The 22,240-nt window shown below is 74.0% G+C and carries 17 protein-coding genes and 1 pseudogene; 8 read left to right on the forward strand and 10 right to left on the reverse strand.

The window, feature by feature from the left end; translation table 11 throughout:
- Nucleotides 1–31: 31 nt before the first annotated feature.
- On the reverse strand, nt 32–670 hold the full coding sequence (locus ABZ818_RS08010; protein ID WP_361412132.1) for a ScbR family autoregulator-binding transcription factor: 639 nt from the start codon (nt 668–670) through the stop codon (nt 32–34).
- 110 nt (nt 671–780) lie between these two features.
- Here ABZ818_RS08010 and ABZ818_RS08015 point away from each other — a divergent pair, with 110 nt between their 5' ends.
- On the forward strand, nt 781–1,758 hold the full coding sequence (locus tag ABZ818_RS08015) for a ScbA/BarX family gamma-butyrolactone biosynthesis protein (RefSeq protein WP_361412134.1): 978 nt from the start codon (nt 781–783) through the stop codon (nt 1,756–1,758).
- Nucleotides 1,759–2,025: 267 nt separating this feature from the next.
- The gene (locus ABZ818_RS08020; protein WP_361412136.1) at nt 2,026–2,808 is read left to right on the forward strand and encodes an HAD family phosphatase; all 783 of its coding nucleotides are present in this window, start codon (nt 2,026–2,028) and stop codon (nt 2,806–2,808) included.
- 61 nt (nt 2,809–2,869) lie between these two features.
- On the opposite strand, the gene ABZ818_RS08025 is transcribed toward ABZ818_RS08020, so the two are convergent.
- On the reverse strand, nt 2,870–3,121 hold the full coding sequence (locus ABZ818_RS08025) for a helix-turn-helix transcriptional regulator (RefSeq protein WP_361412138.1): 252 nt from the start codon (nt 3,119–3,121) through the stop codon (nt 2,870–2,872).
- Between the two features lie 43 nt (nt 3,122–3,164).
- On the opposite strand from ABZ818_RS08025, the gene map reads away from it, so the two are divergent.
- Both map and ABZ818_RS08035 read left to right on the forward strand, forming a co-directional pair.
- Entirely contained in the window at nt 3,165–3,932 is a 768-nt protein-coding gene (map, locus tag ABZ818_RS08030; RefSeq protein WP_361412140.1) for a type I methionyl aminopeptidase, read from the forward strand.
- Nucleotides 3,933–4,149: 217 nt separating this feature from the next.
- Nucleotides 4,150–6,708: an ATP-dependent Clp protease ATP-binding subunit gene (locus ABZ818_RS08035; RefSeq protein ID WP_361412142.1), complete on the forward strand. Its 2,559-nt coding sequence runs from the start codon at nt 4,150–4,152 to the stop codon at nt 6,706–6,708.
- A gap of 71 nt (nt 6,709–6,779) precedes the next feature.
- Here the strand turns inward: ABZ818_RS08035 and ggt are convergent, their stop codons facing one another.
- A complete protein-coding gene (gene ggt / locus ABZ818_RS08040; RefSeq protein WP_361412144.1) occupies nt 6,780–8,591 on the reverse strand; it encodes a gamma-glutamyltransferase in 1,812 nt (603 codons plus the stop codon).
- Between the two features lie 135 nt (nt 8,592–8,726).
- On the opposite strand from ggt, the gene ABZ818_RS08045 reads away from it, so the two are divergent.
- Nucleotides 8,727–9,488, forward strand: coding sequence for a hypothetical protein (locus ABZ818_RS08045; protein WP_361412146.1), 762 nt, complete (start codon nt 8,727–8,729; stop codon nt 9,486–9,488).
- A 365-nt stretch (nt 9,489–9,853) separates the two neighbouring features.
- Here ABZ818_RS08045 and ABZ818_RS08050 read toward each other — a convergent pair whose 3' ends face one another.
- From ABZ818_RS08050 to ABZ818_RS08065, 4 genes are all read right to left on the reverse strand, one after another.
- Entirely contained in the window at nt 9,854–10,294 is a 441-nt protein-coding gene (locus ABZ818_RS08050) for a DUF6278 family protein (RefSeq protein WP_361412148.1), read from the reverse strand.
- Nucleotides 10,295–10,354: 60 nt separating this feature from the next.
- Nucleotides 10,355–11,134 (reverse strand): exodeoxyribonuclease III, encoded by a 780-nt coding sequence (locus ABZ818_RS08055; protein WP_361412150.1) that lies wholly within the window; start codon nt 11,132–11,134, stop codon nt 10,355–10,357.
- A gap of 58 nt (nt 11,135–11,192) precedes the next feature.
- The gene (locus ABZ818_RS08060) at nt 11,193–11,828 is read right to left on the reverse strand and encodes an MBL fold metallo-hydrolase (RefSeq protein ID WP_361412152.1); all 636 of its coding nucleotides are present in this window, start codon (nt 11,826–11,828) and stop codon (nt 11,193–11,195) included.
- 76 nt (nt 11,829–11,904) lie between these two features.
- On the reverse strand, nt 11,905–13,200 hold the full coding sequence (locus tag ABZ818_RS08065; protein ID WP_361412154.1) for an alpha/beta fold hydrolase: 1,296 nt from the start codon (nt 13,198–13,200) through the stop codon (nt 11,905–11,907).
- Between the two features lie 165 nt (nt 13,201–13,365).
- Here ABZ818_RS08065 and ABZ818_RS08070 point away from each other — a divergent pair, with 165 nt between their 5' ends.
- A complete protein-coding gene (locus ABZ818_RS08070) occupies nt 13,366–13,941 on the forward strand; it encodes a Chromate resistance protein ChrB (RefSeq protein ID WP_361412156.1) in 576 nt (191 codons plus the stop codon).
- 53 nt (nt 13,942–13,994) lie between these two features.
- Nucleotides 13,995–15,125 carry an MFS transporter gene (locus tag ABZ818_RS08075; protein ID WP_361412456.1) on the forward strand — a complete coding sequence of 377 codons (1,131 nt, stop codon included), beginning with the start codon at nt 13,995–13,997 and terminating at the stop codon, nt 15,123–15,125.
- A gap of 82 nt (nt 15,126–15,207) precedes the next feature.
- Here ABZ818_RS08075 and ABZ818_RS08080 read toward each other — a convergent pair whose 3' ends face one another.
- Nucleotides 15,208–15,459, reverse strand: a complete 252-nt coding sequence (locus ABZ818_RS08080; protein WP_361412158.1) for a hypothetical protein — start codon at nt 15,457–15,459, stop codon at nt 15,208–15,210.
- A gap of 157 nt (nt 15,460–15,616) precedes the next feature.
- Between ABZ818_RS08080 and ABZ818_RS08085 the strand changes: the two are divergent.
- Nucleotides 15,617–16,258: pseudogene (locus ABZ818_RS08085) on the forward strand (PP2C family protein-serine/threonine phosphatase); the annotation flags it as partial.
- 185 nt (nt 16,259–16,443) lie between these two features.
- Here ABZ818_RS08085 and ABZ818_RS08090 read toward each other — a convergent pair.
- The gene (locus ABZ818_RS08090) at nt 16,444–18,468 is read right to left on the reverse strand and encodes an SWIM zinc finger family protein (protein WP_361412458.1); all 2,025 of its coding nucleotides are present in this window, start codon (nt 18,466–18,468) and stop codon (nt 16,444–16,446) included.
- A gap of 764 nt (nt 18,469–19,232) precedes the next feature.
- Nucleotides 19,233–22,172, reverse strand: a complete 2,940-nt coding sequence (locus tag ABZ818_RS08095) for a DEAD/DEAH box helicase (protein ID WP_361412460.1) — start codon at nt 22,170–22,172, stop codon at nt 19,233–19,235.
- Nucleotides 22,173–22,240: the final 68 nt, after the last annotated feature.

Genomic DNA, 22,240 nt, shown 5'->3' on the forward strand with positions numbered 1-22,240 from the left:
TGGGCGAGCGCGTCGGCCGGCGGTAGGGGCGTCACGACGGGGCCGGGACCGGGGCACTCACCCTGGCCAGCAGCTCGTGGGGCGCCGCCGGGCCGGCCTGGAGCCCGGGAAGCAGCAGCAGCCACAGGGCGGCCAGGCGGTCCTCGATCAGCAGGCGGTCGTCGAGGACGTCGGAGAGCGTGTGCAGGCCGAAGAAGGCGGCGACCAGGGTGGGGGCGTCCCGGCCGGGCTCCGCCCCGGGGGCCAGTCCTCCCTCGCTCCGGGCGGCGGCGAGCATGCGTTCGACGGTGGCGATCCAGTCCACGAACGGCGGGGGCATCTCCACGTCGATGGACCGCCGCTCGGCCCACAGCCGCGCGCCGGCGCGGACGACGACGTCGTCACGGAACGCCCGGGCCACCGAGAAGCTCAGCCGCACCAGCCTCTCCAGGGCGGGCTCGGGCACCGACTCGTGCTGTGCGACCAGGGCCGGCCAGGCGGCGAAATGCGCCGTGACGACGGCGAGGGCGAGCTGCTCCTTGTTGGTGTAGTGGAAATAGATGGCCCCGCTGGTACGCCCGGACCGTGCGCTGATGTCGGCGATACTGGTCCCCGCGTAACCCCGTTCGAAGAACAGGTGAGCTGCTGCCTGCAATACGGCTCTGCGGGTTTCCTCCGCCCGTTCCTGCACGCGTCTCCCTCGTCCGTAGGTGCGTCGCGAGGAGGAATCTATCGGCCTTTGCCGCCCGGCCGGGAGAGCCCAACATGCGAAACTCTTAATAATCTTATTAGCATTTTTCCATGGACTCCGGATCGCGCACGCGGGATTCCCGCACCCCGTCGACCGGGTCCGGCGACCCCACCGCCCTTTCCCCTCTTTCCCGCCCTTCCCTGCTTTCCCGCCCTTCCCCGCTCGGCCGGTCCCGGACGGTCGAGCGCGAACTGGTCCACCGGACCTCGGTGGCCGAGGTGTTGCTGACCGACGTCCGCCCCCACGGTCCGCTCTCCTTCCGCGCCGCCGCCGCGTGGCCGCGCTCGCACCCCACGTTCCCGCGCGGACGCGACGACCGGCACAGCCCCTGGATGATCGTCGAGACCCTGCGCCAGCTCGGCATCTACATCCCGCTGCGCCACCTGGACGTGCCCCGCACCGCCCGCTTCCTGATCGACGACCTGTCCTACGCCCTGGACGTGGACGCGGAGCCCACGGCACCGCACGGGGCCAGCGAGGTCACCTGCCTGGTGCGGGTGGGCGGCCTGCGCACCGACCACGGCGGGAACGTGCTGACCGGGCTGCGCATGCGGGTCGACTTCCTGGCCGGCCGGCGGCCGTTCGCCCGCGCGGCGGGCGGGGCGCGGTTCCTCGACGCCGAGCGCTACGACCGGCTCAGGGCCGGCGCCGCCGCGGCCGTGCCGTCCGGAGCCGGGCCGCGGCCCGAACCCGCCCTGCTGGGGCTGGCGTCGGAGTCGGACGCCGTCGTCGCCGTGGCCGGCGAGGAGCTGCTGGTGTGCCCCGCCGATCCGCGCCATCCGTTCCTGTTCGACCACGGAACGGACCACGTGCCCGGGACGGCCCTGCTGGAGGCGGCACGGCAGGCGATCGCCCTGCGCAGCGGAGGGCGGCTCGTGCGACCCGTCGCCTGCCGGATGTCGGCCCTGCGGTTCACCGAGCACGCCCCGCCCGCCGTCATCGACTGCTCCGCCCGGGGCCGCACCGGCGAATTCCTTTTCCGGCAGGGCGGCACCACCACGGCCGAAGGCGTATTGCGATACCCGTGAGGTGTCACCCACACGTGCGTATTGCGGCAGTGAATATCCGCGACCGGTCAAGTGGAGCGTAACGTTCATTATGTTTCCGGTTCCGGATGAATTCCCGGAAACCGCGCAGTGCGGTGCGTGTGACTACCTCACCCCTCAACCACCCCTGTCCGCCTGCGACTTCACGCTGCCTTGAAACGCGTGACGAACGGCAGGCGCCGACGTCCACGACCGGCGGATCGCGCCGCCCTCCGGCAGGTCCGTCCCGCGCCAGAACGGCAAGAGCACATGGCCACACATCACATGTTCGACCTCGACTGGACCCCCGAAGCCGTCGTCTTCGACTGCGACGGCACGCTGGTGGACTCCGAACAGCACTGGCAACAGGCCCGGGTCAGCGTCCTGCGGGACTTCGACTGCGAACCCGGCCCGGACTTCACGGAACGCGCGAAGGGACTGCACTACACCGAGTGCGGCGCCCTCATGGCACGCGTCGCCGGGAGGCCGGACGCCGCCGAGGAGATGACCGAGCGGCTGCTGACGACCTTCCGCTCCCTCGTCGCACGCGAGCCGGTGGCCGCGCGCGGAGCCAAGGGGCTGGTGACGATCCTGAGCCGGGTCGCACCGCTGGCCGTGGCCAGCAACTGCCCCGCCGACGTGGTGGAGTTCTCCCTGGAATCGGTGGGCTTACGGCACCACTTCCGGCACATCGTCGTTCCCGACGAGGAGGTCCGCCCCAAGCCGCACCCCGGCACCTACGCGGAAGCCGTGCGCCGTCTGGGGGTGGCCGACGGCAACACGCTGGCCGTGGAGGACTCGGTCAACGGACTGAAGGCCGCGGCGCACGCCGGCCTCCGAGTGGTCGGGGTGGGCCCGCGACCGGGCCCCGAGGCCGCCGCCCTCGCCGACCTGTGGGTGGGCGCGCTGGACAACGCGGGCCTGATGGCCTGGGCGGCCAGCCGCCCCAGAACCGTCCGGCTCAGGACCGGCACCCCCGGCGCGGCGCCCGGCCGCCCCACGGTTCCGCCCCCCGGCGGCCCCAGCCGGTCCGGCACCACGCCCGCCCCCTGAGCGCCGTACCGCCCGCGGTGGTCCACGCCGCGCCGACGGCCACCGCGGGTGGTGCGGACGGTCATACCCCGGCCAGTGCGCTCCGCTCCGCCAACTCCTCCATGGACAGCCCCAGCACCCGGGCCAGCGCGGCGATCGTGAAGAAGGCCGGGGTCGGGGCCCGGCCCGTCTCGATCTTGCGCAGCGTCTCGGCCGAGATGCCCGCGCTCGCCGCGACCTGAGCCATGCTGCGTTCGCCGCGCGCCGCGCGCAGCAGGCGGCCGAGCCGCTCGCCGCGCTCGCGCTCCTCGGGGGTCAGGGGGGTGCGCACCATACGGGCATCCTACCGCGATTCAAATACCGGTATAGTAATTGGCATGGTGGAACTGAAGACGGACACGTCGATCGACGCAATGTACGAGGCCGGGCAGGTCGTGGCACGGGCCCTGACCGCCGCGCGCAAGGCCGCCGGCGTGGGAGTGTCCCTGCTGGAGCTGGACGAACTGGCCCACGACGTGCTGCGGGAGGCGGGCGCGGCCTCGCCGTTCCTCGGCTATCGGCCCTCCTTCGCCCCGACCCCCTTCCCCGCCGTGCTCTGCGCCTCGGTGAACGACGCGATCGTGCACGGGATCCCCACGAGGTACCGGCTGCGCGACGGCGACCTCGTCTCCCTGGACTTCGGCGCGAAGCTCGGCGGCTGGGCCGGCGACTCGGCGATCAGCTTCGTCGTGGGCCGGCCGCGCCCCGCGGACCTGCGGCTGATCGAGACCGCCGAGCGGGCGCTGGCCGCGGGTATCGAGGCGGCCGTGGTCGGCAACCGCATCGGCGACATCGCCCACGCCATCGGCTCGGTGTGCCGCGCGGCGGGCTACGGCATCCCGGACGGGTTCGGCGGCCACGGCATCGGCCGCCAGATGCACGAGGACCCCGGCGTCCCGAACGAGGGCCGGCCGGGCCGGGGCCTGCCCCTGCGCCACGGCATGGTCCTCGCCATCGAGCCGATGCTGATCGCCGGCGGCACGGACGGCTACCACGCGGCCCCGGACGGCTGGACCCTGTGTACCGACGACGGCTCCCGCGCGGCCCACGTCGAGCACACGGTGGCGATCACGGAATCGGGCCCGCGCATCCTCACGGAACGGTAGGGCCACCCGCGCCCAAGGGGCGCGGGGCCGTATCGGTGTGCGGCTCCGCCGCGCGGGCGCGACCAGCCGCGACGCACCCGCAGCCGCACGACGGCACAGTGCCCGCGACCGGCGGCCGCTCCGTGTGCCGTCCGCAGGAACTCGTGCCATCGTGGCATGAACGACCCCCACACCGGTTACCCGGCGGGAGCCACTGTCAGCGAAGGAACGGACAGCGATGACCAGCGGCTTCAACGGCCCGGAGGGCGACCGCGACCGCGACCCCTTCGGTGAACTCTTCGCCCGCTTCTTCGGCGGACCGCGCCCCGGCCCCCGGCAGATAGACATCGGCCGGCTGCTGAGCCAGCCCGCCCGGGAGCTGGTGCGGGGCGCGGCGCAGTACGCCGCGGAGCACGGCAGCCGGGACCTGGACACCGAGCACCTGCTGCGGGCCGCGCTCACCACCGAGCCCACCCGCAGTCTGCTCAGCCGGTCCGGTGCGGACCCCGACTCGCTCGCGACGCAGATCGACGAGCGGGCCGGCCCCGTGCAGCACCCGCCGGGCGAGGCGCCGCCACCGACCTCACTCTCGCTCACCCCGGCCGTCAAACGCGCCTTCCTCGACGCGCACGACATGGCGCGGGCCAGCGGCGCCGGTTACATCGGTCCGGAGCACGTGCTCAGCGCGCTCGCCGCGAACCCCGACTCGGCGGCCGGGCACATCCTGAACGCGGCTCGGTACGCCTCCTCCGGCCTGCCGCCCGAAGCCCCGGACGCCGCCACGCCGCCCGGGACGGAGCGGCAGCGGTCCACCTCGACACCGACCCTGGACAGGTACGGGCGCGATCTCACCGAACTGGCCCGGCAGGGGCGCATCGACCCGGTGATCGGACGGGAGCAGGAGATCGAGCAGACCATCGAGGTGCTCTCCCGGCGGGGCAAGAACAACCCGGTGCTCATCGGCGACGCGGGCGTCGGCAAGACCGCCATCGTGGAGGGTCTGGCGCAGCGGATCGCCGACGGGGACGTGCCCGACGTCCTGACCGGCCGCCGGGTGGTGGCGCTGGACCTGACGGGCGTCGTCGCGGGCACCCGGTACCGGGGCGACTTCGAGGAGCGGCTGAACAACATCGTCACCGAGATCCGCACCAACTCCGAGCGGCTGATCGTCTTCATCGACGAGCTGCACACCGTCGTCGGCGCCGGCGCGGGCGGCGAGGGCGGCGCGATGGACGCGGGCAACATCCTCAAGCCCGCCCTCTCCCGCGGCGAGCTGCACATCGTGGGCGCGACGACGCTGGAGGAGTTCCGGCGGATCGAGAAGGACGCGGCGCTCGCCCGCCGGTTCCAGCCGATCCTGGTGCCCGAGCCGTCCGTCGCGGACGCGCTGGAGATCCTGCGCGGGCTGCGCGACCGCTACGAGGCCCACCACCAGGTGCGGTACACCGACGAGGCGCTGGTGGCCGCCGTGGCGCTGTCCGACCGCTATCTGACGGAGCGCCGTCTGCCGGACAAGGCGATCGACCTGATCGACCAGGCCGGTGCCCGGGTGAAGCTGCGGGCGCGCACCAAGGGCACCGACGTACGGACCATGGAGCGCGAGGTCGAGCAGCTCACCCTGGACAAGGACCAGGCGGTGGCGGACGAACAGTACGAGCAGGCCACGCAGTTGCGCGACCGGATCACCGAGCTGAAGCAGCGGATCGGCCAGGCCACCGGCGGCGGCGAGGCCGACGAGGGGCAGCATCTGGAGGTCACCGCGGAGGCCATCGCCGAGGTGGTGTCGCGGCAGACCGGCATCCCCGTCAGCAGCCTCACCCAGGAGGAGAAGGAGCGCCTGCTCGGCCTGGAACTGCACCTGCACCGGCGGGTCGTCGGCCAGGAGGAGGCCGTGAGCGCGGTCTCGGAGGCGGTGCTGCGCTCCCGTGCCGGGCTGGCCAGCCCGGACCGGCCGATCGGGAGCTTCCTGTTCCTCGGCCCGACCGGCGTCGGCAAGACCGAGCTGGCCCGGGCGCTGGCCGAGGTCCTGTTCTCCAGCGAGGACCGCATGGTCCGCCTGGACATGAGCGAGTACCAGGAGCGGCACACCGTCAGCCGGCTGGTGGGCGCCCCGCCCGGGTACGTCGGTCACGAGGAGGCCGGCCAGCTCACCGAGGTGGTGCGCCGGCACCCGTACTCGCTGCTGCTGCTCGACGAGGTGGAGAAGGCGCACCCGGACGTCTTCAACATCCTGCTCCAGGTACTCGACGACGGGCGGCTCACCGACTCCCAGGGCCGCACCGTGGACTTCACCCACACCGTCATCGTGATGACCAGCAACCTCGGCTCGGAGGCGATCACCCGGCGCGGTGCCGGCATCGGGTTCGGCGCGGGCGGCGCGGAGGCGGACGAGGAGGCACGGCGCGAGCAGATCCTCAGGCCGCTGCGCGAGCACTTCCGGCCCGAGTTCCTCAACCGGATCGACGAGATCGTCGTCTTCCGCCAGCTGACCGCCGAGCAGTTGCGGCAGATCACCGACCTGCTGCTGGAGAAGACGCGCCGGCTGCTGCACGCGCAGGACGTCACGGTCGAGTTCACCGAGGCGGCCGTCGACTGGCTCGCCCGGCGCGGCCACCAGCCCGAGTACGGCGCCCGTCCGCTGCGCCGCACCATCCAGCGCGAGGTCGAGAACCAGCTCTCCCGGCTGCTCCTGGCCGGCCGGGTCCGCGAGGGAGGCCGGGTCGTCGTGGACGCGAAGGGCGACCGGCTCACCTTCGACCCCCAGAACAAGGAGCCCGCGCCTTCGCCCACGGAGTGAACGGCATGAACGGCCGGGGCCCGCTCTCCCTTCCGGGAGGCGGGCCCCGCCGACGTCTCAACCGGCCCGGGTCACGGCGACGGATTCACCACCATCGCCGAGCCTCCGCCCCGGCGCACCTTCTCCGCGGCGGCCAGCCACCTGCCGTCCGGCAGGCTCTGGACGCCCGTGGCGGCGCCGATCTCGGGATTGAGCTTGAACGAGTGGCCGATCGCCTCCAGCTCCTTCTTCAACACGCTGTCGTAGAGGGCCGGTTCGAGTTCGGTCTGCGCGGCGTTGCGCTGGCTGGCGCGCGGCGCGGCGATCGCGTCGACCAGGGACTGGTGCCGGTCGAGGAACCCGGTCAGGGTCTGCAGCACGGTCGTGATGATGGTCGCCCCGCCCGGCGAACCGAGCGCCACCACCGGCCGGTTGTGCCGGTCCAGCACGATCGTCGGCGAGATCGACGAACGCGGCCGCTTGCCCGGACCGGGCAGGTTCGGGTCGTGCACGGCCGGGTTGGCCGGGGCGAAGGAGAAGTCCGTCAGCTCGTTGTTGAGCAGGAAACCCCGGCCGGGCACGGTGATGCCGCTGCCGCCGGTCTGCTCGATGGTGAGGGTGTAGGCGACGACGTTGCCCCACCGGTCGGCGACCGTCAGGTGCGTGGTGTTCTCGCCCTCGTACGTCGTCGGCGCGGCCGTGCCGCCGCGGGAGCAGGCCGCGGGGTGGCGCGGGTCGCCGGGTGCGAGCGGGCTGGTGAGGACCACGTCGTCCTTGATCAGGCAGGCGCGGGAGTCGGCGTACTTCTGCGACAGCAGTTGCTTCGTGGGCACGTTCTCGAAGGCGGGGTCGCCGACCCAGCGCCCGCGGTCGGCGAAGGCGATACGGCTCGCCTCGATGAAGTGGTGCAGGTACTGGAACTCGTTCGCCGTCGAAAGTTCCGTGCGTTGCAGGATGTTGAGCGCCTCGCCGACGGTCGTGCCACCGGAGGAGGAGGGCGCCATGGAGAACACGCGCAAGCCCCGGTACGAGGTCTGCGTGGGCACCTGGAGCTTGGCGCGGTAGGCCGCGAGGTCCTTGGCGGACAGCTTGCCCGGGCGGGCGTTCCAGCCGGACTTCGGGTCGACGGGCGGGTGGTTGACGGTCTTGAGGATGTCCTTGCCGAGGTCGCCCCGGTAGATCGCGCCGACGCCCTTGGCGGCCAGCTCCTGATAGGTGCGCGCGAGGTCGGGGTTCTTCAGGGTCGAGCCGACCTCCGGCGGCTTTCCGCCGGGCAGGAACAGCTTGGCGGTGTCGGGGAAGTAGCGGAAGCGGGCCTCGTTGGCGGCGGTCTGCGAGCGGAAGGTCTCGTCGACCGTGAAGCCGTCGATGGCCAGCTTCTCGGCCGGCTTCAGGACCGCGCCCAGTCCTTTGGTGCCCCAGTGGTCCAGCGCCGTCTGCCAGGTGGCGGGCGTGCCCGGGGTGCCGACGCTCAGACCGCTGCTGACGACGTCGTTGAAGGCGAGCGGCTTGCCGTTCGCCATGAAGAGCGTCGAGTCGGCGGTCAGCGGGGCGGTCTCGCGGCCGTCGATGGTGTGCACCGTGCGGGAGCGGGCGTCGTAGTAGACGAAGTAGCCGCCTCCGCCGATGCCGGCGGAGTAGGGCTCGGTGACACCGAGGGCGGCGGCGGTGGCGACGGCCGCGTCGACGGCGTTGCCGCCCTGCTTCAGCACCTCGATACCGGCGGCGGAGGCGTCCGCGTCGACGCTGGCCACGGCGCCGCCGTAGCCGGCCGCCACAGGGACCTTCTCGACCGGTCTCGACTTGGCCTCCGGCTGGGCGGTGGGCGGGGCCGCGGCCCCCACCGACACCACGGCGGCCGAGACCGCCAGAGCCGCCAGTTTCCGTGCGACAGGACGACGCATCCGCACCTCCACGCTGATTGTGGTTCGGTTGCCTGATCGTTCGCGCAGCTTAATTCATTGCCATGCTCCCGTCAGGCCGACGGGGCCAGTCGGGTGTCGAACAAGGGTGCGCAGGACCGGCTACCATGCGCGGCCATGAACGACGACGTGCGCAACATCGTCCTGGGAGTGGCCGCGGCAGGGGTCAGCGCCGCGTTCGGCTGGCTGGCCCGCACCTATCTGTGGCGGCGCAGGCTGCGTCGCAAGCAGGCGTTCTTCGGGCTGCCCGACAACGCCGAGTCGCTGCTGGTGGTCAACCGCGACCCGGCGACGGCGGAACTCGCGGTGCACCGGTTCGACGTGTTCGCCCTGCTCGAACTCGCCGCGCTGATCAAGAGCTGTGGCGCGAACGTCCAGATGGTCACCCAGGACACGATCCATCAGGGATTCGGCGAGCGCACGGAGTTCTGCGTAGGGGGTCCGGGGTCGAACCGGCGCATGGTGGCGCACATGTCGGCCATGCTGCCGGGGGTGCGGGTGAACACCGACCGGGAGCCGGGCCCGGACCAGTGTGCCTTCCGGATCGGCACCGAGCACTACCGCATGGACTCGGGCGTCACGGAGCACGTGCTGCTGGCCCGTCTCACCGCGGGCGAGCGCGGCGGCAGCCGGCCGGTGTTCCTCTTCTGCGGCCAGCGCGCGATCGACAACCAGGCCGCGACCCGCTATCTGGCCCGCAACCACGAGCGGCTGTACCGCAAGTACGGCAACGGCTCCTTCGTGCTCCTGCTGAAGGTGATCAACTCCCAGGCCTACGGCCCGGACGTGGTCGAACTCGTCGCGGACGTGACCCGAGCGGCACGGGCTCCCCTGCCGGAACCCGAAGCCGAACCCTCAACAAGCGTTACCAGTACGTAACTTACGGCGCCGCCTACGGCGAGCCGTCCGGTGTGGATCCGCGTCGAGCACAACCCGTCCGGCGCGCAGCTGACCTTCCCCTCGCCGGCGGACGACCCGTCATATCGGTCCGTCCCGCCGCGCGAGCAGTGATCTCCGGCTGCCGCCGGCCGGGTATGGCTCTCCGTGACCTGCTGCCCCCTAAGGTCGAGGGGCCGCCGTGGGGGTGCCTCACCCGGCAGCAGCGTCCCCGTCCCGGTGGCGGTGGGCCAAGGCGCCATCACCACAGGGACGAGCGAAACATCGTAGTCGAGGTCGGGCGCGCCGGGCCCGGCGGTGTGGAGGAACGCCCTTCGGGGGCCGTGCGGCCCCGCTCCTTCCGGCGCTCACACCTCCGCGATCTCCGCGTACAGCTGGGAGAGTTCGGGCACCCCGGCGCTCGCCCAGCCGTGGCCGGCGGTCACCACGTCGATCTCGCGTCCGGAGGCCAGCCTGACGACCGGACGGCCGCCCGGCCCGATCTCCCAGCCGGCGCCGGGCACGGTCCGTACGACGACCGTGCCCAGGTACAGCCCGGCGTCGTTGCCGAGCCAGGTCAGGGTGTCCTCGTCGTCGCGCCAGCGCGGCAGCAACTGGTCCAGCGCCTCCAGGGAGGCGGCGGAGTCGTCGAGCCGGAGTCCCGCCCCGGACACCTGGGAACGCAACAGCTCACACTCGGAGAGGAGTTGAGCGAGGCCCGCCCGGCCCTCGGATCCCTCGGGGAACACCACGGCACCGACGGACGAGTCCTGCCTTTTGCGCCACCTGCCCAGGAAAGGGATGTCCATGGCCCCAGGGTGACATCCGCACCGCCGGTCGCACCACAGGCGCGCGGTCCCGGCCGGGCCCTAGACGTCGAGGTCCACCACGACCGGGGCGTGGTCGGAGGCGCCCTTGCCCTTGCGCTCCTCGCGGTCGACGTAGGAGTCGGTGACGGCCTTCGCGAAGGGCTCGTTGGCGTACACCAGGTCGATGCGCATGCCGCGGTTCTTGGGGAAGCCGAGCTGGCGGTAGTCCCAGTACGTGAAGGGGTGGTCGTACTTCAGGGGCCGGGGGACCACGTCCGAGAGGCCCACCTCGCGCAGAGCGGTCAGGGCGGCGCGCTCGGCCGGGGTGACATGGGTGGAGCCCTCGAAGGCGGCGCGGTCGAAGACGTCGTCGTCCGTCGGCGCGACGTTGTAGTCGCCGAGGACGGCGAAGGGGCGGCTGCCGCCCGCGTCGCCGGCGACGGCCGCCCTGAGGGCTTCGAACCACTGGATCTTGTAGGCGTAGTGGGGGTGGTCCACCTCGCGGCCGTTGGGCACGTACACCGACCAGACGCGGACCGGGCCGCAGGTCGCCGAGATGGCGCGGGGCTCCTCCACGCCCTCGTAGCCGGGGTCGCCGGGCAGGCCGCGGACCACGTCCTCGAGTCCCACGCGGGAGAGCACCGCCACGCCGTTCCACCGGCCGGTGGCGTGGACCGCCGCCTCGTAGCCCAGTTCGCGCAGCTGGTCGAAGGGGAACTGCTCCTCGGCGACCTTGGCCTCCTGGAGGCACAGCACGTCCGTGCCGCTGCTCTCCAGCCAGGCCAGCAGCCTGGGCAGACGGGCGGTGATCGAGTTCACGTTCCAGGTCGCGATGCGCATGCCTCACAACCTACCGGGCACCGCTGACAACGCCCTCCGCCCGGCTTCAGGACCCGGCTCAGACCTCCGCCGACGCCCCCGGCGTCAGCCGCAAGTGCTCCGCGCCGCCCAGGGCGCCGATCTGCCGGTCGTAGATCGGGCGGGCCAGGTCGGTCAGCAGGGCGTCGTGGATGTCGTAGGCACGCCGCGGCCCGACCTCGCGAACGTAGTCGATCACCTCGGAGATCTTGTTCCAGGGCGCCATCACCGGCAGCATCAGCGTCTCGACCGGGACGTCCGGCACCGTGAGCGCGTCGCCCGGGTGGAAGACGCGGCCGCCGTCGACGAGGTAGCCGACGTTGGTGATGCGCGGGATGTCCGGGTGGATCACCGCGTGCAGCTCGCCGTGCACCTGCACGTCGAAGCCCGCGGCGGTGAAGGTGTCGCCGTGGCCGACGGTGTGGACGCGGCCCGGGAAGGCGGCGGCGATCTGCTCCGCGACGGACTTCAGGGTCCAGATCTCGGCGCCGGGACGGGACTCCAGGGCGGCGCGCAGATGCCCCTCGTCGAAATGGTCGGCGTGCTCGTGGGTGACCAGGATCGCGTCCGCGCCCGACGCGGCGTCCTGCTCGCTGAACCCGCCGGGGTCGATGACGAGCGTCCGCCCATCCTTCTCCAGGCGAACGCAGGCGTGCGACTTCTTCGTGAGTCTCATGCTCCCCAGCCTGGACCACCCGCGCGCCGGGCGCGCGGGTGGTCCCCGGTGGCGGCGCCCGGCGCCCGGCCGGGGATCACTCCGTGGGCGTCGTCTCCTCGCGTATGACCTGCTGGGCGATCCCGAAGGCGGCGCCCGCCGCGGGAATCCCGCAGTACACCGCGGTCTGCAGCAGCACCTCCTTGATCTCGTCCGGGGTCAGCCCGTTGCGCAGAGCGGCCCGGGTGTGGGCGGCGAGGTCCTGGAGGTGGCCGCCCGCGACCAGGGCGGTGAGGGCGACGCTGCTGCGGGTGCGCCGGTCGAGGCCGGGCCGGTCCCAGATCTCGCCCCAGGCGTAGCGGGTCAGGAACTCCTGGAAGTCACCGGAGAAGTCCTCCGCCGCGGCGAGCGTCCCGTCCACGTGCGCGTCGCCCAGCACCTCGCGGCGGATCTTCAGACCGATGTCGTACCGGTCCGGCCCGCCCGCCGCCTGCGCCGGCACGGGCGCCGGGGCGATCTCGGCGATGGGCGAGACCTGCGGGGGCGCGGCGAGCACCGGCCTGACCGGGGGCCCGACGATCGCCATGTGTCCTGTGGTCGAGTCGAAACCCGGGTGCCAGGCGGTGGAGAAGTGCCGCACCAGCAGGTCGGTCACGGCGACGGGCTGTTCCACCGGCACCAGGTGGGAGGCGCCGGGCACGACGGCCAGGCGGGCGTCGCGGATGCCGGCGACCAGGGTACGCGCCTCGGCGGGGCCGGTGACCTGGTCGTCGGAGCCGACCAGGACCAGCGTGGGCACGCCGATGTGGCCGAGCTCGGCGCGGACGTCGAAGACGGCCAGCGCCTCGCAGGCGGCGATGTAGCAGCCGGGGTCGGTGGTGCGCACCATCTGCACGGCCCAGTCGGTGATCGCGGGCTGCGCGGCGGCGAAACCGCTGGTGAACCAGCGTTCCGGGGAGGTGCGGGCGATCGGGTCGAGCCCGTTCGTCCGGACGATCACCCCGCGCTGCCGGAACTCGTCGGGGGTGCCGAACCGCGGCGAGGTGGCGATCAGGGCGAGGGAGGCGAGTCGCTCCGGGTGGCGCAGCGCCAGTTCGACGCCGATCGCGCCACCGAGGGCGCACCCGGCGTAGCCGAAGCGCTGCACGCCCAGTCCGTCCAGGGTGGCCAGCAGCCGGGTGACCAGGTCGGAGACCGAGTCGGCGGGGTGCGCGGGCGCTCCGCCGTGTCCCGGCAGGTCGAACCGGAAGACACGCCACTGCTTCGTCAGCTCCGGGACCTGCCGGTCCCACATGTGCCAGGTCGTACCCAGTGAGGGACCCAGGATCAGGACTGGGGCGTCTTCCCGCCCGTCGAAGCGGTATTGCAGGGTGTTCGTCGGTGTGTCACTCACGCCCTGCACGCTCTCACATCACACAAATTCTCAATTGCTTGGGTCGGAGCCCCTCGCAAGCCGTCCCAGGTTGTGGTGACTTCGCGAAGATCCTCTCCTTGTCGACTTTAACGGGAAGTGACGGTCCCTTCCTCAGACGCGTGTAACGCCTGTTACTTTCGCAAGGTGAGCAATGATTCGGCGAGGAACTGGGTGCTGCTGATCCTGCGGCTGCCCGCGCATCCGTCGCGCCACCGGGTGGCGGTGTGGCGGGAGCTGCGCAAGGTCGGCGCGCTGTCGCTCGGCCAGGGCGCATGGGCGGTGCCGGACGTGCCGGTCTTCGCCGACGGCGTGCGGCGGGCCCTGGAACTGGCCGAGCGGGCCGGGGGCGAGAGTGTGGTGCTGAGCGCCGCCGGCCGGGAGCCGCGGGACGCGGCCCGGTTCGAGGCGATGTTCACCGCCGCCCGCGAGGAGGACTGGGGGGAGTTCACCGCCGACTGCGGCAAGTACACCGCGGAGCTGGACAAGGAGATCGGCAAGGGCAAGTTCACCCTGGCCGAGCTGGAAGAGGAGGAGCAGTCGCTGGAGCGGCTGCGCCGCTGGCACCGCGACCTGCGGGCCCGGGACGTGTTCGGCGCCCCGGGCGGTGCGGAGGCCGACCGGCGGCTCGCCGAGTGCGTACGGCGCTTCGAGGACTACAGCGAGCGGGTCTTCGCCCATCTGCACGCCTTCTCCGCCGGTACCGGGGAGGGGGCGCGGTGAACGGGCCGAGGGCCACCGGCACCGCCGCGATACCGGCCCCGGACCGGCGGCGGATGTGGCCGCTGTACGCGGCCGGGTTCACCACCGCCTTCGGCGCGCACGGCATCGCCGCCAACCTCGCCTCCGGCGACACCGGGCTGGTCCGGTCGGTGCTCTACCTGGGGGTCCTGCTGGCCCTGTACGACGGCGCGGAGGTCGTCCTCAAGCCGGTGTTCGGCACCCTCGCCGACCGCGTCGGCGCCCGCCCCGTACTGGTGGGCGGGCTGATCGCGTTCGCCGCGGCCTCCGCCCTGTTCGTCGCCGTACGGGACCCGGGCCTGCTGTGGGCCGCCCGGCTGGGGCAGGGCGCCGCCGCCTCCGCGTTCTCCCCGGCCGCCTCCGCCCTGGTCGCCCGCCTGAACCCGCGGGCCGGACATGGCCGCGCGTTCGGCTCCTACGGCTTCTTCAAGAGCATCGGCTACACCGCCGGCCCCCTGCTCGGCGGCGCGCTGGTCTGGGCGGGCGGGCTGACGCTGCTGTTCGCCGTCCTCATGCTGCTGGCCGCAGCCGTCGCGGTGTGGGCCGCGCTCACGGTGCCCGCCGTGCCGCCCCTGCCCAGGAGCCGTCAGACGCTCCTGGGCCTGGCCCGCCGGCTGGCCGACGGCGCCTTCCTGCGGCCGGTCGCCGCGCTGGCCGCCGCGACCGCCGCCCTGTCCGTCGGCGTCGGGTTCCTGCCCCTGTCCGGCGCGGCCGACGGCCTGCCGCCGGTGGCCACCGGGGCGGCCGTCTCCGTCCTGGCCGCGTGCGCGGCCCTCGTCCAGCCGTGGGCCGGGCGCGCGCTGGACGACGGACGGCTGACGGCCCGCGCGGGCCTGGCCGCAGGACTCGTCGTGACCGCGTGCGGACTGGCCGCCGCCCTGCTGCCCGGCGTGACCGGACTGTTGACGGCCGCCGTCCTGATCGGCGCCGGCACCGGTCTGATCACCCCGCTCGGTTTCGCCGCCCTCGCCGCCGCGACCCCCGAGGAGCGGATGGGCCAGACCATGGGCGCGGCCGAACTCGGCCGCGAACTCGGCGACGCCTCCGGCCCGCTCCTGGTCGCCTCCGTGGCCTCCGTCGCCACCCTCACCTGGGGATACACCGCTCTGGCCGTCCTGACCGCGCTTCTGCCGCTTGCCCTGGCCGCCCGCCGCACGCCCCGCTGACACGGCTCTTCCGGGCTGCCGTGCCCCAGCGGGGGGTGTAAGCAGGAAGCATGCGTCCAGGGCGGCGGATCTCGCACCGCTATCACTCGTGGCAGGCCAGCGACGCTCTGCTCGCGGTGCCGCTCGGTTTGATCGCCGCCATCGTCGTCGCCGACATCCTGACCCCGCCCCACGTGCCGCTGGGGCCCCTGCTGATCGTGGCTCCCGCGATCACCGCGTCCTTCGCCAGTCCCTTCCTCACCGCCCTGGTCGGCGCCATCGCCGTGGCGGCCCTGCTCGGCGTCGGCGCGGGGTTCCACCTGCTGACGACGGAGAGCGTCGGCGCGCAGATCATCTCCCTGGTCGTGGTCTCGGTGGTCGTGACGGTGTTCCGTTATCTGCGCGAGCGGCACACCCGCGAGCTGGAACAGGTACGCAGGGTGTCGGAGGCCGCGCAGCGGGTGGTGCTCAGGCCGTTGCCCCGGCGCATCGGGCCGCTGCGGGTGGCGTCGGTGTACCTGGCGGCTCAGGAGGAGGCGCTGATCGGCGGCGACCTGTACGCGGCCGTCCGCACCCCGGTCGGCACGCGGCTGATCATCGGCGATGTGATGGGCAAGGGCCTGACCGCGATGGGCGACGCCTCGCTGCTGCTGGGCGCGTTCCGGGAGGCCGCGCACCGGAAGGCGGCCCTGCCCGAGCTGATGGCCTACCTGGAGCGCAGCGTGTGCTGGAACCTGGCCGAGCCCACGGAGCCGGGGCAGGAGGGGGAGTGCTTCATCACGGCCGCGATCATCGACATCCCCGACGCGCTGCCGCAGGCGCAGATGGTGACCTGCGGACACCCGCCGCCGTTGCTGCTGCGCGACCGGCAGGTCGTCACGCTGCGCGCCAGCGCTCCCGCTCCGCCGCTGGGCCTGGGCGAGCTGAGAACACCGGAGTACCGGGTGGACACCTTCCGGCTGGAGCCCGGGGACCTGCTGCTGCTGTACACCGACGGTGTGGTCGAGGCACGCGACCCCGGGGGCGTCTTCTACCCGCTCGCCGCACGGGCCGTCTCCTGGACACAGGACAGCCCCGTGGCTCTGGTCCATCACCTGCGGGCCGACCTGCTGGACCACGTCGGCGGGCGCCTGACCGACGACGCCGCGGTGGTCGCGTTGCAGCGCACTGCCGGTCCTTGGCCCGCGGATCCCGGTCCTCAGCCCACGGATCAGGCCGGGGCGCCGCCGACGGTTCAGACGGGGCGCCCCCGACGGATCAGGCGGGGCGCCGCCGACGGGTCAGGTAGAGGCGCCGCCCGCGGTCCGGCAGGGGGCGTATACGGGTCCGGCAGGGGGTGTCAGAGGGCGCCCGGTGCGCCCAGGCCGGTCAGGGCGCCGACCGGGTCGAGGTCGGGGGTGCCGCGGGGCCACCAGTCGTCGCGGTCCGGCTCCGATTCGTACGCGTACCACAGGCCGTCCCGGCCGAGGCGGAGCTGGAGGTGGCCGCGGGGGTGGGTGAGCCGGTTGCGCCAGGGGCGGAAGGCGGGCAGGTCGGCGGCGAGGAGCAGCGGGCGTGCCCGGTCGAAGCGGCCGGCCGGCGGGTCCCAGGGCTCCTCCAGGACGGCGAGTCCTTCGAGGCCGCCTTGGCGCCAGGCCGCCACCGCCCGCGCCAGTTCGGCCGTGCCGCGGCCGGTGGCGGAGGCGAGCGAGGCGTACAGGGAACGGGTGGCCGCGGTCAGTCCGGAGCCGGGGCGGGCGGCGGCGAGGCGTACCGCGTCCTGCCACAGCGTGAGCCCGCCGACCGGGTCCCGGCCGGTGGTGAGCAGGGCGTGGGCGCGGGCGGCGGCGTCGGTGGCCAGCTGGTCCAGGGCGAACGGGTCGGGGCCGCCCGGTGCCGCCGGGTACACCGGGGGCTGTTCCGGGTGCGGGGGTGCGGGCAACGGCGCGGGCAGCGGCGGGCGCCGCCGCTCGGCCAGCGCCTCGCCCGCGCGCACCCCCGGGAAGGGCCCCGGTTCCCGCTCCTGCGCGGCGCGGGCCGCGCGGGTGGCGTTCAGCCGGGACAGGGCGTCGAGCAGTTCCCGCTCGCCCCGGCCGCGGAGCAGCAGCAGGACGAAGGGGTCCGCGTCCAGCAGGCGTGCGGTCTGGTAGCAGAGGGCGGCGGCGTGCTTGCAGGGGTGGCCGCGGTCGGGGCAGCTGCAGTGCGGCTCCAGGTCGCCGGGGCCGGGGAGCAGTGGGACGCCGCAGTCGGCGAGCGACTGGGGCATCTCCTTGTCGAGGAGCGCGGCAATGTGCCCGGGGCGCTCCGCGACGGCGTCCAGGAACCGGTCCCAGTCGGCGTCGTCCAGCGTCCGCAGCCGCACCTGGACCCGGTACGGGCGCGGCCGGCTCCCCCGCACGTACGCCAGGACCAGCCCCGGGGTGACGGTGACGGCGTCCACGTGCCCCGTCTGCGCGTACCCACGCCCGCGGGCCAGCCGCGCCGCGTCCAGCGCGCCCTCCTCCAGCGCGTCGACCCACGCGTCGCCCCACCAGGTCTCGGCGAACCGCTCCCCTTCCACCGCCCGCGCCGGGAACGCCGGAAAGGTACGCCGAAGTTCGCCGTCCCGGCGTGGGGAGGCCATGGTGCGGGGGACCCGGGGCGCGGCCGAGGACGAGGACGTTCGACTGCCGTACGCCCGCCTGCCGTCCGAGGCGGCTTCCGGGATGCCCGCCGAGGGGGCACCCGGGGTGCCCGTCGAGGTGCCCTCCCCCGCCGCCGAGGGGGTATCCGGGGTACCCGCTGAGGCGCCGTCCCGCGTCGCGGCTGAGGGGGCGCCCGGAGTGCTCGCCGGTGGGCTCTCCCCCATCACCGCCGAGACGCCGTCCGGGGCACCCACTGAGGCGCCTCCTCGCGTGGCACCTGAGGAGACGTCCGAGGCGCCGTCCCACGTCGCGGCTGAGGAGGCGTCCGGAGCGCCCTCCGAGGCGCCCTCTCCCGTCGCTGTCAAGGGGCCGCCCGCCGGGGTGCCTGCTGAGGCGCCGTGCCGCGTGGCAGCTGAGGGGGCACCCGGGGTGCCTGCCGGGGCGCCGTCCCGCGTCGCCGCCGAGGGAGCACTCGGCGTGCCTACCGGGGCGCCCTCCCTCGTCACCGTCCAGGCGCCGTCCGGGGCGTCTGCCGAGGCCCACTCCTCCGTCCCCGCCAAGAGGGCGTCGGAGGGGACGACGGGGGTGGCCTCCTGCGATGTGCGACTCGGAGAGCCGTCGGACGGGGTGATCGAGGTGACGCTGGTCGTCAGGACGCCCTCCGAGACGTCTTCCTGGGTCCTCGTCAGGGCGGCCTGCGACGCGGCAGCCCAGGCGACGGTCGGGACGGCCGTAGTAGAGAGGTCCTCCCCCGAGGGCACGGGTGTGGGCGGGATCGTCCGGGGCTCGGGGCTTCCCTGGTCGGTCGGGCCGTTGCCGTTGATGTTCGCGTCGTGGCCGGTCGCTGCCGGGGGCGTCCGGAAGGGGCCGGTGGGCGCGGTGGCGTGGGTGCCTGCGCCGTCGTGTTCAGCGTCCGCTCCGGCCCGGGGGTCGGTGGGCGTCGGCCGCGTCGCTCGGCGAGCGGCTCTGGTCCCCGCCTGCGTCGCCTCCGCACGGGCCGCACGCCGGGCCAGGGCGCCGCGCAGCGCCTCGCGCGCGGCCTCCGAGGGACGGGCCGTCGCGGGCCGCCGTGGTGCGGTACCGTCCGCCGGGGCGCCGGAGCACGTCGACGGTCGCGGGGCCGACTCGTCCGCTGCGGCCTCCGAGGAGCAGACCCCCGCTGGCCCCCGCGATGCGGCGCCGTCCGCCGGGGCGCCGGAGAACGTCGACGGTCGCGGGGCCGACTCGTCCGCTGCGGCCTCCGAGGAGCAGACCCCCGCTGGCCCCGGCGGTGCGATGACGTCCGCCGGGGGCGTCTCCGGTCGGGGCGCCGGCTCGTCCGGGTCCTCCGCGGTGCCGTCGCCGCGCCGGGCGTTCACCGCGCGCCGCAAGGCGTCCCGTGCGGCGTCCCCGGGACGGCTCCCCGCACCGGCCGGGTCGCCCGGAACGGGCTTGCGGTGGTCCGCGGGTCCTTCGGGGGTCCGGGTCTGCTGTTCCCGCGCGGCGCGCAGGGCCCGGCGTGCCGCGTCGGCGGGGCGCTCGTCCATCAGGCCTCCCTCCGCAGCGAGACCAGGTCGGACAGCTCGCGGTCGGTCAGCTCCGTGAGCGCCGACTCGCCCGCGCCGAGGATCGCGTCGGCCAGGGCGCGCTTGGCGGCGAGCATCTCGGCGATACGGTCCTCCACGGTGCCCTCGGTGATCAGGCGGTGCACCTGGACCGGCTGGGTCTGGCCGATGCGGTAGGCGCGGTCGGTGGCCTGCTCCTCGACCGCCGGGTTCCACCAGCGGTCGAAGTGGACGACGTGGCCCGCCCGCGTGAGGTTCAGGCCCGTGCCCGCCGCCTTCAGGGACAGCACGAGGACCGGGGTCGCGCCGCTCTGGAAGCGGTCCACCATGCGCTCGCGCTCCGGGACCGGCGTACCGCCGTGCAGCAGGTCCACCGGGACCGCGCGGGTGGTGAGGTGGGAGGTGATCAGGCGGGCCATGCCGACGTACTGGGTGAAGACCAGCGCCGAGCCGTCCTCGGCGAGCAGGGTGTCCAGCAGCTCGTCCAGGAGCGCCAGCTTCCCGGAGCGCGCCGCCGGCCTGTCGCCGCCGCGGGCGTGCTCCTCCTTCAGGTAGAGAGCCGGATGGTCGCAGATCTGCTTCAGCGAGGTCAGCAGTTTCAGGACCAGCCCGCGCCGGGCGATGCCCTCGGCGGTCTCGATGGCGAGCATCGACTCGCGCACCACGGCCTCGTACAGCGCGGCCTGTTCGCGGGTGAGGGGGACGGGGTGGTCCGTCTCGGTCTTGGGCGGCAGCTCGGGGACGATGCCGGGGTCGGCCTTCCTGCGGCGCAGCAGGAAGGGGCGTACCAGGCGGCCCAGGCGCTGCACGGCCTCCTCGTCCTCGCCGGTCTCCACCGCGCGGGCGTGCCGGGCGCGGAAGGACTTCAGCGGGCCGAGAAGCCCGGGGGTGGTCCAGTCGAGCAGGGCCCACAGTTCGGAGAGGTTGTTCTCCACGGGGGTGCCGGTGAGGGCCACGCGCGCGGGGGACGGGATCGTCCGCAGCGCCTTCGCGGTCGCCGAGTACGGGTTCTTGACGTGCTGGGCCTCGTCGGCGACGACCATGCCCCAGGGCTGCTCGGCCAGCAGGGGTGCCGTGGACCGCATCGTGCCGTACGTGGTGAGCACGAAGCCGCCGTCGAGGCCGTCCAGGGTGCGGTCCTGGCCGTGGAAGCGGCGGACGGGGACGCCGGGGGCGAACCGGGTGATCTCCCGCTGCCAGTTGCCCAGCAGGGAGGCCGGGCAGACCACCAGGGTGGGTTCGTCGCGCGCACGCTTGAGGTGCAGCGCGATGACGGTGACCGTCTTGCCGAGGCCCATGTCGTCGGCGAGGCAGCCGCCGAGGCCGAGGGAGGTCATGAGGTCGAGCCAGCCCAGGCCCCGCAGTTGGTAGTCGCGCAGGGTGGCGTCGAGGCCCGGCGGCGGTTCGGCGGGCCGGACGCCTGCCGTGAGCCGGTCCCGCAGGGTCGCCAGCGCGCCGACGGGCACCGCCTCGACCGTCTCGCCGTCGACCTCCGCGGTGCCGGTGAGGGCGACGGAGAGCGCGTCGACCGGGTCGAGCAGGCCGAGGTCGCGCTTGCGGGCCTTGCGGACGAGGGCCGGGTCGACGAGCACCCAGCGGTCCCGCAGCCGCACCACCGGACGGTGGGCCTCGGCGAGCGCGTCCATCTCGGCGTCGCTGAGCGGATCGCCGCCGAGCGCCAGCTGCCAGCGGAACCGCAGCAGTTCCTCGCCCTCGAAGAAGCCGGTGCCGTCCTTGGCGGAGCCCGGCGCGGGGCGCACCACCGCGGTCGCCGTGAGGTCCTGGGCCAGGTCGCGCGGCCAGTGCACGGCGACGCCTGCCGCGGCGAGCCGGGTCGCGGCCACGCCGAGCAGCTCGCTCACCTCGCCCTCGGAGAGGGCGAGGACGTCGGGCACCTCCTGCTCGGAGAGCCGGTCCAGGGGGGTCCAGACGCGGGCCGCGCGCCGTACGGCCAGGGCGGCGTCCACGCGTGCGCGTGGGCCGAACGCCGTGTCCGCCTCGCCCGCCCACAGGGCCGCCGCGTCGGCGACGAGGGTGGGGTCGGCGAGGCTGTGCACCTGGACGATCGCCGCGCCCGCACTGCGGGCCGCCCCGTCGCCGTTGGCGCCGTCACCGTCGAAAAGGTCGTGCGCGGACAGGTCCAGGCGGAGTGAGACGCGGACGCCCGCGTCCATGCCGGCGGCGACCTCGGCGGCCCAGTCGTGGGCGTGCGGCAGGTGCTGCGGCCCGCGGGCGGCGAAGGGCTTCCCGGAGGTGTGGGGTGCGGCCGGGGTGCGGGGCAGGGTGTCGGCGACCGCGTCGAGGAAGGTGCGCAGCAGCGCCTCCGGTTCGGGCAGGCGGAGCGGGCCCGAACCGGGCAGCGGGACCGCGTGGCCCTCGTAGGGCAGGGCGGCGGCGATCGCACGCAGGTGGGCGATGTCGTCCGGGTCGAGGGGGCCCGCGCGCCAGGCGTCGTGCCCGGTGGCGGTCAGGCCGGGCAGCAGCCGTCCACGGGCGACGAGCCGCAACGCGTGCAGGGCGGCGGCGCCCCAGCAGGCCGTGGCGGGGTGGGCCGCCGGATCGTGCCGTGCCCGTACGAGGTGCGGCAGCGCGTCCTCGATCGGCAGCGACAGCGCGGACGCGCTCCTGCGCCGGACCCCCGCCCCGTGCCGCCGCACGACGGTGAGTTCCATGGGCAGCGGCCCACTGCCGTCCGGGGGCGGCCCGGGCGTGCTCGCCGCTTCCCGTCCGGCGCGCTCCGAGCGGGCGTCGGCCGTTCGGCCGTTGCCGTCGGCGGGGCCGCTCCCCGTCCATACGTCGCCGTTCGGGTCCCAGAAGGCGATGCGGCTGTCGCGTGGAAGGGGGGCGGGGAGGAGGACGGCGGCGAGGCGGGGGGACACGGACACCGTGTGCGTCGTGCTGTCCCTCGCTTCGACCACCATGTCGCTCATACGTTCTGTCACCTCCCGCTCGCCGTCCGGCCCGGTCGTCTTCGACTGTACGGGCGGGG

The organism is Streptomyces sp. NPDC047453 (genome assembly GCF_040643155.1).
Lineage (GTDB): Bacteria > Actinomycetota > Actinomycetes > Streptomycetales > Streptomycetaceae > Streptomyces.

What these genes read in the sequence shown, in the direction of transcription:
- ABZ818_RS08015 (WP_361412134.1), top strand. Translation starts at nt 781, where the DNA reads ATGGACTCCGGATCGCGCACGCGGGATTCCCGCACCCCGTCGACCGGG.
- ABZ818_RS08020 (WP_361412136.1), top strand. Translation starts at nt 2,026, where the DNA reads ATGGCCACACATCACATGTTCGACCTCGACTGGACCCCCGAAGCCGTC.
- ABZ818_RS08025 (WP_361412138.1), bottom strand. Translation starts at nt 3,121, where the DNA reads ATGGTGCGCACCCCCCTGACCCCCGAGGAGCGCGAGCGCGGCGAGCGG.
- map (WP_361412140.1), top strand. Translation starts at nt 3,165, where the DNA reads ATGGTGGAACTGAAGACGGACACGTCGATCGACGCAATGTACGAGGCC.
- ABZ818_RS08035 (WP_361412142.1), top strand. Translation starts at nt 4,150, where the DNA reads ATGACCAGCGGCTTCAACGGCCCGGAGGGCGACCGCGACCGCGACCCC.
- ggt (WP_361412144.1), bottom strand. Translation starts at nt 8,591, where the DNA reads ATGCGTCGTCCTGTCGCACGGAAACTGGCGGCTCTGGCGGTCTCGGCC.
- ABZ818_RS08045 (WP_361412146.1), top strand. Translation starts at nt 8,727, where the DNA reads ATGAACGACGACGTGCGCAACATCGTCCTGGGAGTGGCCGCGGCAGGG.
- ABZ818_RS08050 (WP_361412148.1), bottom strand. Translation starts at nt 10,294, where the DNA reads ATGGACATCCCTTTCCTGGGCAGGTGGCGCAAAAGGCAGGACTCGTCC.
- ABZ818_RS08055 (WP_361412150.1), bottom strand. Translation starts at nt 11,134, where the DNA reads ATGCGCATCGCGACCTGGAACGTGAACTCGATCACCGCCCGTCTGCCC.
- ABZ818_RS08060 (WP_361412152.1), bottom strand. Translation starts at nt 11,828, where the DNA reads ATGAGACTCACGAAGAAGTCGCACGCCTGCGTTCGCCTGGAGAAGGAT.
- ABZ818_RS08075 (WP_361412456.1), top strand. Translation starts at nt 13,995, where the DNA reads ATGTGGCCGCTGTACGCGGCCGGGTTCACCACCGCCTTCGGCGCGCAC.
- ABZ818_RS08080 (WP_361412158.1), bottom strand. Translation starts at nt 15,459, where the DNA reads ATGATCTGCGCGCCGACGCTCTCCGTCGTCAGCAGGTGGAACCCCGCG.
- ABZ818_RS08095 (WP_361412460.1), bottom strand. Translation starts at nt 22,172, where the DNA reads ATGGTGGTCGAAGCGAGGGACAGCACGACGCACACGGTGTCCGTGTCC.